Origin of the sequence: Micromonospora sp. NPDC005324, from assembly GCF_040607155.1 — a bacterium.
GTDB classification, from domain to species: Bacteria; Actinomycetota; Actinomycetes; order Mycobacteriales; family Micromonosporaceae; genus Micromonospora; species Micromonospora trifolii.
Window position 1 is genome coordinate 1 of record NZ_JBEXGE010000071.1, and the last position, 10,592, is coordinate 10,592.

At 72.1% G+C, this 10,592-nt stretch carries 8 protein-coding genes; all 8 read left to right on the forward strand.

Annotated features, from left to right (window positions below):
* Positions 1–2,007 (forward strand): hypothetical protein (locus ABZS40_RS35195; protein WP_354948881.1); only part of this gene is annotated, 2,007 nt, incomplete at its 5' end.
* 6 nt (positions 2,008–2,013) lie between these two features.
* On the forward strand, positions 2,014–2,964 hold the full coding sequence (locus ABZS40_RS35200) for a PrgI family protein (protein ID WP_354948883.1): 951 nt from the start codon (positions 2,014–2,016) through the stop codon (positions 2,962–2,964).
* The gene (locus ABZS40_RS35205; RefSeq protein WP_354948884.1) at positions 2,961–4,721 is read left to right on the forward strand and encodes a DUF87 domain-containing protein; all 1,761 of its coding nucleotides are present in this window, start codon (positions 2,961–2,963) and stop codon (positions 4,719–4,721) included. Before ABZS40_RS35200 ends, ABZS40_RS35205 begins: the two co-directional genes overlap by 4 nt.
* Positions 4,722–4,737: 16 nt before the next feature.
* Positions 4,738–6,150 carry a hypothetical protein gene (locus ABZS40_RS35210; RefSeq protein WP_354948886.1) on the forward strand — a complete coding sequence of 471 codons (1,413 nt, stop codon included), beginning with the start codon at positions 4,738–4,740 and terminating at the stop codon, positions 6,148–6,150.
* Positions 6,147–7,739, forward strand: a complete 1,593-nt coding sequence (locus tag ABZS40_RS35215) for a type IV secretory system conjugative DNA transfer family protein (RefSeq protein WP_354948888.1) — start codon at positions 6,147–6,149, stop codon at positions 7,737–7,739. Before ABZS40_RS35210 ends, ABZS40_RS35215 begins: the two co-directional genes overlap by 4 nt.
* 8 nt (positions 7,740–7,747) lie before the next feature.
* Entirely contained in the window at positions 7,748–8,620 is an 873-nt protein-coding gene (locus ABZS40_RS35220; RefSeq protein ID WP_354948901.1) for a replication-relaxation family protein, read from the forward strand.
* The gene (locus tag ABZS40_RS35225) at positions 8,608–9,642 is read left to right on the forward strand and encodes a C40 family peptidase (protein WP_354948889.1); all 1,035 of its coding nucleotides are present in this window, start codon (positions 8,608–8,610) and stop codon (positions 9,640–9,642) included. Before ABZS40_RS35220 ends, ABZS40_RS35225 begins: the two co-directional genes overlap by 13 nt.
* Positions 9,643–10,144: 502 nt before the next feature.
* Positions 10,145–10,592, forward strand: a 448-nt coding sequence (locus ABZS40_RS35230) for a winged helix-turn-helix transcriptional regulator (RefSeq protein ID WP_354948891.1), incomplete at its 3' end; no start/stop codon positions are given.

Below are 10,592 nucleotides of genomic sequence, written 5' to 3' on the forward strand. Positions count from 1 at the left end.
ACGCCCACCCCGACCCCAACGCCGGACCCGTCACCCGGGACCAGCCCGACACCGCCGCCGGCCACCTCGACCGACGACCCGGCCTGGTACGACATTCCCGGTCAGATCCGCACAGCGATCAACGACTTCTTCGCCTACGTCGTCGAGACCGGCCTGACCCCGGTCATGAACACCCTCGGCAAGACCGTCCTGTCGACGCCGGACCTGACGAACAACGAGCAGGTCAAGGCGATGTGGACGACGAGTCTGGTCACCGCCAACGCCGTCTTCGTGCTGTTCGTGGTCATCGGCGGGTTCGTCGTCACCTCGCGGGAGACCCTGCAGAGCCGGCACGGACTCAAGGAGATCCTGCCGCGCCTGGTGATCGGCGGGGTCGGGGCGAACCTCTCGCTGGTGTTGTGCGCCGAGATCCTGAAAGCCGTCAACGCGTTGACCGCTGCGATCGCCGGTCAAGGCGTCGACGGTCCGGCCGCCGCTGCCGCGCTCACCCAGGCGTTGGTCAACGCCGGGCAGGGCAACAACTTCCTGCTGACGTTGATGATCCTCGCCGCGCTGGTGATGGCCATCGTGGTCGTGCTGACGTTCATCCTCCGCGTTGCGGCCATGATCCTGCTGATCGGGGTGTCCCCGCTCGCGCTGATGTGCCACGCCACCCCGCAGACCGAGGGCCTGGCCCACACCTGGTGGCGGGCGTTCGGGGCGTGCCTGGGCATGCAACTCGCCCAAGCCTTCATCATCCTCGCCACGGTCCGGGTGTTCCTGACCCCGACCGGACCGGCGGTCCTCGGCCTGCCGATCACCACCGACGGGTTCCTCGGCATCGGCGTCTGCCTGACGATGCTGTGGGTCCTCATCAAACTGCCCGGCTGGATGAAACAGTTCGTCCTCGGCCCGCTCGGTCAGTCCCACGGCCGGGGTCTGCTCGGCCAACTCGTCTCGACCTACCTGACGTTCAAGACCCTCGGCCTGGCGGCCGGCGCGCTGGGCGGATCGAAGGCCGCCGCACGGACGGCGGGGACGGCCGTCCGTGGAGGAGGGACGGCACCCCGTCCCGGTCGTCCCGGGCCGGGCCGTCCGCTGCGACCCGGCGTGCCGCGTCCGCCCCGTCCGTCCCGAGCGGGACCGGTCCGTCCGTCCCCGCTGCCCGCCGGACCGGCCGCGTTCAGTCACGCCCCGGCCGTCCACACACCCCTCGCGCAGCCCGCCGGCACCACTGCCGCTCCGGCGTTCAGTCACGCCACGCCGCCCGCCATCGCAGGCACCGCCCCGAGGGGTGCCGTCCCGCCCGCCGTGTTCTCGGCCATGCCGAGTCCGCAACCGGCACCGCCCGCCTCGGCGCCGCCGCCGAGTGCGATGCCGTTCAGCCACCCACCGACCACACCGGCGGCGAGCAGTACCGCGAGCGGCTCCGCACCGGTCTCCACCAGGGCGCCGGGGGTGGTGTTCTCGGCGGCACCGCAGGCTCAGACCGCACCGAAACGGCCTCCGGCCCCGGTCACGCCGACGTTCTCAGCCGCGACGGCGACACCTGCTCGGCCGCGTCCGACAGCGGCGAAACGAGCACCGGCGACGCCCGCACGCACACCACCGGCCGCCGGTGCTACCCCGGCCACCCCGCCACGGGTCACCCGGACCGCCGCCCCGACACCGCGACCGACCCCGACACCCCGACCGACCCCGGCTGCCCGTCCGTCCCCGTCCGTGCGGGTGGCAGTCCCGTCCCCGGCAGCCCGTCCCGTCCCGGCCCCCCGGACGGCCCCGGTGACCGGTCCGTCCCCGACCGCCCGACCGTCCCCACCGGACCGCTCGTCCCCGTCCGTGCGCCCAGCGATCCCGTCCCCGGCCCGCCGTCCCGGCCCCACCACGGCTCCGACTCCGGCCCCCGTGCCGCCTCACGAGCCCGCCCCTGCGGCATCGCCGCGCGCCAAGCCGTCCGCCCGTCCGCTGCGCCCGGCCACGCCGAGCAGCCCGCAGCGTCCCGTCCGTCGCCGCCCCGAAGGGGAGTGATCACCGATGCCGCGCCGCACCCCTGATGAGCCGTTGAGGGCACGAGTACCGGCCGACGTGGAACGGCCCGACCGGATCGTGTTCGGTCTGACCCTGCGCCAGGTCGTCGTTCTGACCGTCACCGCGCTGATCCTCTACGCGGTCTGGACCGCCCTCGCCACGGTGGTCAACCCGCTGTACTTCATCGCCGGGACGATTCCGGTCGCCGGGGCGGCGTTCTTCCTCGCGGTCGGCCGCCGCGACGGGATCAGCCTCGACGCCTGGCTCCTCGCCGCGATCCGGCACCGCCGCACCCCGCACCGCCTCGTCCCGACCGACGAGGGAATCCATCCGGCCCCGGCATGGGTGGCGACCACCGGCGGGCGCGGTGACAAGCTGCCCCTCCCGGCGCCGCTGCGTCTGCCCGCGAAGGGCATCACCGCCGACGGGCTGATCGACCTCGGTCCGGACGGCACCACCGCCCTGGTGTCGGCCTCGACGGTGGCGTTCGGGCTGCGCTCGCCCGGCGAGCAGAACGGCCTCGTCGCTGGGTTCGCCCGCTGGCTGAACAGCCTCGACGCCCCGACGCAGATTCTCGTGCGGGCACAGCGCGTCGACCTGACCCACGTCGCCGACCGCATCGAGCACCACGCCCCCGCGTTGCCGCATCCGGCGCTGGAAGAGGCAGCGCGCTCGCACGTCGGGTTCCTCGATGACCTCGCCACCGGCCGCGAGTTGCTGCACCGGCACGTCACCGTCGCCGTGCGTGGGCGGCGCGGCCCCGGCCACACCGCCCACCAGGCCCAGGAGGCGGTACGCGCCCTGGCCGGATGCGAGGTGGCCGCCACGGTCCTCGACGGCTACGACACCCAGATGACCCTCGCCGCGTGCCTCGACCCGGCCGCTCCCACCGTCGCGTGGGTCGCAGCCGGCGACCCGGGCGGACGGCTCAACCCGGAAGGTGGTGAGCAGGCGTGAAGCTACCCCACGCACCTCGTAGGCGCCACGCGGAGGAGGCCGCTGGTCTGCTGCCCGGCAGTCCCGACGCCGTGGAAGTCGGCGGCCGATCCGTGCACGTCGGCGAGGACTACTGCGCGACCCTTGCCGTGACCGGCTACCCAGCCGAGGTCGGAGCGGGCTGGTTGGAACCGATCCTGGCCTACCCAGGCCGGGTCGACGTTGCCCTGCACATCGAACCCGTCGCTCCGGCCGTCGCCTCCGACCGGCTACGTAAGCAGCGCGGTCGGCTGGAGTCGTCGCGGCGCTCGGATGCCGGGAAGGGTCGCCTGGATGACCCGGAGTTGGATGCCGCCGCAGCGGACGCCGCCGAGCTGGCCGCCCGGATCGCCCGAGGTGAAGCCCGACTGTTCCGTCTCGGCCTGTACCTGACCGTCCACGCTGACAGCGAGTCCGAACTGACGGACCGGGTGGCGGAGGTGCGGGCGCTGGCCTCGTCGCTGCTGCTCGATGTGGCCCCGGCGACGTGGCGGCAGTTGCAGGGCTGGATCACCAGTTTGCCCCTGGCCGTCGACAGCCTCGGCATGCGGCGGGTGTTCGACACCGACGCCCTCGCCGCGAGCTTTCCGTTCACCAGCCCGGACCTGCCGGTCACCGCCGGGGACACCGGCATGGGTGTGCTCTACGGCCTGAACCTCGCCTCCGCCGGGGTGGTGGTGTGGGACCGGTGGGCGCAGTCGAACTTCAACGCCGTCATCCTCGCCCGCTCCGGTGAAGGCAAGTCCTACCTCGCCAAGCTCGACCTGCTGCGCAACCTCTACCTCGGGGTGCAGGCATTCGTGGTCGACCCAGAAGACGAATACCTCCGACTGGCAGAAGCGGTCGGCGGGACGATCATCCGGCCCGGCGCGCCCGGTGTGCGCATCAACCCCCTCGACCTGTCCGCCGCTGACGGCGACGATGCCCTGTTCCGGCGGACCCTGTTCATGCAGACGTTCGTCGCGGTCCTCACCGCAGGCGACAACACCACCGCCGCCCTCGACCCGCATGACGTGCCGGTCCTCGACGCCGCCGTGCTCGCCGCGTACCGGGCGAAGGGCATCACCACCGACCCCCGCACCTGGCGACGTCCCGCGCCGCTGCTCGCGGATGTGGCGCAGGCGCTGACGGAGATCGGCGAGGCCGGGCGAACCCTTGCCGCCCGCCTGCACCCGTACGTGTCCGGGTCGTTCGCCGGACTGTTCGACGGCCCCACCACCACCGCCCCACAGGGGCACCTGGTGGTGTACGCGATCAAGGACCTACCCGACGAGCTGAAGCCGGTCGGCACTCTGCTCACCCTGGACGCGATCTGGCGCACGGTCGCCACCTCAACCTCGCCGGATGTGCGGCGCATGGTGCTGGTCGATGAGGCGTGGCTGATGCTGCGCGCCGGGCTCGGCGCGAAGTTCCTGTTCCGCCTCGCCAAATCCGCCCGCAAGTACGGAGCCGGGTTGACCGTGGTCACCCAGGACGCCGCCGACGTCCTCGGCACCGAAGTCGGCCGCGCCGTCGTCTCCAACGCGGCCACGCAGGTGCTGCTACGTCAGGCACCGCAGGCGATCGACGCGGTCACCGAGGCGTTCGGGCTCACCGACGGGGAGCGGGCCTTCCTGCTGTCCGCGGCACGCGGAGACGCGCTCCTCGCCTGCGGCAACAGCCGGGTCGCGTTCCACAGCCTCGCCTCCGACGTCGAGCACCACCTCATCGTCACCGGACCCACCACCGGCCACCGCTGACCCTCTGGAGCCTGCCGTGCCCGCCCCGCTGACCCTGCTCATCCCACCGACCCCGACCTCGCCGCCGACCCCCACCCTCGCGCCGCCGTCTGTGACCTGCATCCCTGGCCATGACGGCGTTCCGAACTCGATGATCGGGCATCTGATGTGCGGCTCGTGGGCCAACGACCTTCCCGCCACGTCGGCGGTGTTCGTCCGCGCGCATTGGCCGCTGCTGCTTGCTGTCCTCGCCGTGCTCATCGCCGCCCGGGTCGGGTGGACGTGGTGGCGGCGGCGGGTGTGGCGTGCTCACGCCGCCCAGGCCCGCTGGTTGGAGATCGTCCCGCCGGTGTCCGCAACCTCTGTCGCCACCGTCGGACTCTGGCGGTTGCTCGCCACCGCGTTGCCCGCATCGAGTCGGTGGTCGTGGCGCCCGCACCGCCTCGTCTGGGAGGTCCATGCCGACCCGCGCGGCATGCGCTGTGGTTTGTGGCTGCCCCCCGGAGTCAACCCGACCGCCGTACTTCGGCTGCTGCAACGCGCGTGGCCAGGTGCCCGCGCCGAACAGACCCGGCCACCGGTCTTCGCGCCCGGTAGCCCGATCGCCGCCGTAGCGCTGCTGCCTACCCAGCCGGAGTGGCTGCCCCTGGTAGACGACGCCGCGCCGAGCCGGGGCCAGCGGTGGGAAGCCGGCGCGCCGCCGGAGGAAGACCGGCTGCGGGCCGTCTACGACGGGCTCGCCGCCGCCGGGCGCACCGGGGGTGCGCTGCTGCAGGTCCACGTCACCCGCGCGCCCGCCCGCCGCGTCGCCGGGCTGCGCCGCGCCACCACCCACCCTGATCGTGTCCGCCGCCCCCGCTCCGGCGCGTCTCGCGCCGTCGGCCTGTTCGCCGACGGCCTCCGGGCGCTGATCATCGGTGTCCTCGACCTCGTCACTCCCGGCCCGACCACCCGCAAGCACCCCACCAACCGCGCGGACCCGTACCTGACCGAGCTGGCCCGCAAGGCACGCGGGAAGCTGGCCGCCGCCCCGCACCTGCTCGTCGCTGTCCACGCCACCACCACCGGCCCGACCGTTGGCGCAGCGCGGGCCGCCGCCGCCGACATCACCTCCGGGTTCGGGCTGCTCTCACCTCATTTCGCGCGCCGCCGGCTGCGCCGCGCCCACACTGCGGCGACCTGGCGATGGGTACCGCCGTCACGGATGACCCTCGCGTCGGTGGACGAAACCGCCGCCCTCGCGGGCTTGCCTGCCGAGCCGTCCGCGCACGGCATGCCCGCCGCCGCCTCCCGCCGCCGCCCCGCCAGCCGCGACGTCTTCACCGCCGGACCGGCCCCGGCCGCCCGGCCGAAGCGCCGCCCAGCCTCCGACCCTCCCGCCCCGTCCGCCGGCCCAGTCTCGGACAACCCGGCCGAGGGCGACCCGCCGACCGTGTGGAGCACCTCATGACAACCGCCCACAGCCCAGCTACGCCAGCCGCCCGAGAAGAGCGCCGCCTTCATCTCGTGCCACCGGGCGAGCGGGGCGGCCTGCCCGGGAAGGTGATCGGCGTGGCCAACTCCGGTCCCGCCGTGCGGGTTGGCATCTCCCTGGAGGATTGCCGTCACCACCTGCACGTCTGCGGGCCGACCGGCACCGGTAAGACCAGCCTGTTGTTGCGGATGATCGCCGATGACGTCGAGGCCGGGCGCGGCGTCGCCGCGTTCGACCCGGCCAAGGGCGACTTGATCCGCGATTTGCTCGACGTGCTGCCGGCCGACTGCGGGGACCGCCTCGTGATTGTGGACCCCGACGAGCGCTCGGCCCCGCCGGCGATCAACCTGCTCGACCCGGCGGTTCACGGTGGCACCGCGCACGACGTGGCCGCCGCTGTCACCTCCGTCATGTCGAAGGTGTGGGCGCGGTGGTGGGGTCACCGCACCGCCGACATCTGCTACCACGGTCTGCTGACCCTGGCGCACCTGCCGGGCTCCACCCTGGCGCAGCTTCCACGCTTGCTCTCGGACGGCAAGTGGCGGGCCGGGCGGGTCCGGGCGGCCACGAACCGGCTGGGGGCGTGGGAGGGCAACACCCTCGGCGAGTTCTGGGAAGGCTTCGACGGTCTGCCCGCCGGTCAGCGGGCCGGGCTCGTCGCGCCCCTGCTGTCGCGTCTGCGCCTGGTCCTCGCGCACCCTCTCGCGAGTGCTCTGTTCGGGGTGCCGGCCACGACGTTCCGATTCGCCGACATCCTCGACGGCGGCGTCCTCCTCGCCCGACTACCCAAGGGGGTTCTTGGTGAGGACGGCACCCGCCTGATCGGGTCGTTGCTGCTGGCGGGTTTGTGGCAGGCCACCGCCGCCCGCGCCCGTATCCGTGAAGCCGACCGGCTCGACGCCAGCATTGTGCTCGACGAGTGCCACAACTTCCTGCACCTGCCCATCGGTATCGATGACGCCCTCGCCGAGGCCCGCGGTCTGCACACCTCGTTCGTTCTCGCCCACCAGTACCTTGGGCAGCTGTCGGGGGACATGGCCGAGGCGATCGACGCCAACGCCCGTAACAAGGTCTACTTCGCCCTCGCCCCCAAGGACGCCGTGGACCAGGCCCACCACGTGCGCCCGTACCTCGATCAAGGTGACCTGATGCGCCTCGGCGGCTACGAGGTGGTGCTACGGCCGGTGGCCGGCGGGCGGGTCGTTCCACCGGTCACCGCGGACACCATCGCCCCACCCAAACCGATCCGAGGCCGCGCCGCCGAGCTGCGCCGGCTCGCCCGTGAGCACACCGGGCTGCCAATGGGTGAGCGTCGGCAGTTGCTCGCCGACGCGGCCACTGGCGACTCGGATACCGACCTCGATGTCGGTGCCGGTGATGGTTCAGGTCTGGTGCTCGGTCGGAACACCTTCGCTGTTCAAGGGGCGGGCTCACTAGAGGGTTCTAACGAGCGGTCCAACGAGGACTCCAACGACCGGGAACGCTCGCCTGAACCCTCGCCCCTGAACGCGTCGAACCCGCTGGTGGACGACGGTGAGGAGGACTGGTGGACCGGAACCGACTGATAAGAGATATCCCTCCTACCGGTACACAAGCTGCCAGCAGCTCCCGCCTCACGGCGTCCGTCGTAGCCGGTGAACTCGCTCGTCTCACCCCCCGCGACCGGCTCCTCCTCGACCTGCTCGACCAGCACCACACCTTCACCACCGACCACCTCTCTCACCTCGCCTTCGGGTCTGTCGGTCGTGCCCGCAACCGGCTGAACCTGCTGTACGCCCGAGACATCCTCGACCGGTTCCGCCACTACCAACGGCCCGGGTCGCAAGCCTGGCGGTGGACCCTCGGCCCGGTCGGCGCGGCCCTACTCGCGGCCGGACGAGGCGCGACGATGCCCCGCCCCGCCGCCGTACGCGACATCACCGCCCGACTGGCGATGTCTCCGAGGTTGAATCACCTCCTCGCCACGAACGGGTTTTTCGTCGCGCTCACCGCACGCGCGCGCACCCGTGCCGGGGTGCGGTTGGCGCGGTGGTGGAACGAGACGCGCTGCCGTGAGGCCACCGGTAACCTCGTCCGCCCGGACGGTCACGGCGTGTGGGTCACCGGCGGGCGGGCGGTGCCGTTCTGGCTGGAGATGGACCTCGGTACCGAGACGCTGGGGCGGGTCGCGGACAAACTCACCGGCTACGCCGCGCTCGGCCCCCGCCGCGCGTACCCGGTGCTGTTCTGGCTACCGACCGCTGCCCGGGAGGCCAACCTTCACGCGCACCTGTCCCGGGCCGGGGTACCGGATGGCGTGAGCGTCGCGACCGGCGCGGACGACTACGCCGCCGGGCACGGTGGCCCCGCCGGGGCGGTGTGGCGTGTCCCTGGCGACCCGCACCGGGTGACCCTGGCTGACCTACCCGGCAGCGCTGCGGGGGACGGTGCGCCGTGGGACGGGTGATCTCGTGGGTGGTCGGCGTGCTGGTGGTCGTACTGGTGGTCGTCATCGCGGCCGGGGCTGGGGCGGTCGTGGGGGTGTTCTCCGGTGGTGGTGGTGCCGCCGGATGCCGGGCCACTGTCACCACCGGGGGCGCGGCCCCGGACGGACTCACGGCCGAACAGGCGAGTAACGCCTCGGCGATCGTGGCGGTCGGGCAGCGCATGGCGGTGCCGCCGCGCGGGTGGGTGATCGCCGTAGCGACCGGCCTGCAAGAGTCCAACTTGATCAACCACGGGCACCTCGGCCCGGCCAATGATCACGACTCGTTGGGTCTGTTCCAACAGCGACCGTCGCAAGGTTGGGGCACCGCCGAACAGGTCACCAATCCCGACTACGCGGCCACGACGTTCTATGAGCGCCTCGTCCGGGTGCCCCGGTGGGAGACGCTGCCGCTCACCGACGCGGCGCAAGCCGTGCAACGGTCGGCGTACCCGGACGCCTACGCCCCACACGAGCCGCGTGCCGCCGCCATCGTGGCCGGATTTACCGGCGGGGTTGTCTGCGACGGTGGCGACGGATTACCGCCCGACGTGGCAGCGTCCCTACCGGCGGGGTTCACCCTCCCGGCGGGCACCCCGCCGTCGGTCGTGAGCGCGATCGGGTGGGCGCTCGCGCAGCTCGGCACCCCGTACACCTTCGGCGGTGACTGCACCGCCGCACACTCCGGCACCCCCCGGCGACAGTGCGACTGTTCATCGCTCATGCAACAGGCGTACCGGGCTGCCGATGTCACCATCGGACGCACCACACGCGACCAGGTACACGAGGGGACCTCCGTCCCCAGGGTGGGGGACCTGCGCCCCGGAGATCTGATCTTGATTCCCGGCAGCGACGGCACCCGCGACGACCCCCGACACGTCGGCATGTTCATCGGCTCTGGTCTCATCGTACAAGCCCCGAAAACCGGTGACGTGGTACGCATCAGCAAACTGCCAGGATGGGCCGACCAGGTAGCGGCGATCCGACGCATCGTGCCGAGTTGACAGAGGCGAATAGAGAACGCGCCAAAGAGTCGCCGAACAGTTATGTAATGCGGTAGGACGTGAAGTGATTTTCGCCACAGTCCATCGAAGGGTGTCGCTCGGTGGTTGGCTGGTGCGCCCGACGCGTGGCACCCCGTCGGGTCGGATTCCGGTCCCACCCGGGGCGCGTTCGCCCTCTTCAGTGGACCCACGCCGCCGCGCCGTACGCGCCCGGCGGAACGTCGCCCACAGCGGCGCACCTGTAAGCGGCGAACGTTCGGCAGCGGCGCTCACAGCGCCCGCAATGCCTATAGCCGACCGGCCGTCATCCCTAGAACGGAGGCGGATGGCGGAACCCGGAACGGTTTCCGGAAAGAGTCTTGAACAACGGGGTTGACATTCACCCGGTGCAGAGGGTCCATGGATGTGGGCACCGAAACAACGGCCCCGGCGGAACCGCAAACAATTGCGCGATGCGCGATGTGGAATCCGCTGCCACCCCTTTTCTGTGGAGGTAATTGTCATGACTGCAAACGCCAACCTGACCGCCGGTACCGACGAGGCCCGGTCCGTCGTCGCCGAGGCGTTGGGTCGCCACCCCGGCCTGACCGCCCGCAAGTTGGCCGGACAGGAAAACCTGTCCCTGACGGTCGTCACCGAGGCCCTCAAGCACATGGAGGAGGCCGGGACCGCCACCCGCACCCCCGGCCCGATGAACGGCAACCGCAAGAGCGCCGACCTGTGGGAGGCCGTCATCCCGACCGGCGACACCACCGACACGACGCCGGACACGACCGACGAGCCGACCCCAGCCGAGAACGACGCCACCGGCGACCCGACGACCGCCGACGACGCCCCGGCCACCACCGACGCGACGCCGGACACGACCGACGAGCCGACCCCAGCCGAGAACGACGCCACCGGCGACCCGACGACCGCCGACGACGCCCCGGCCACCACCGACGCGACGC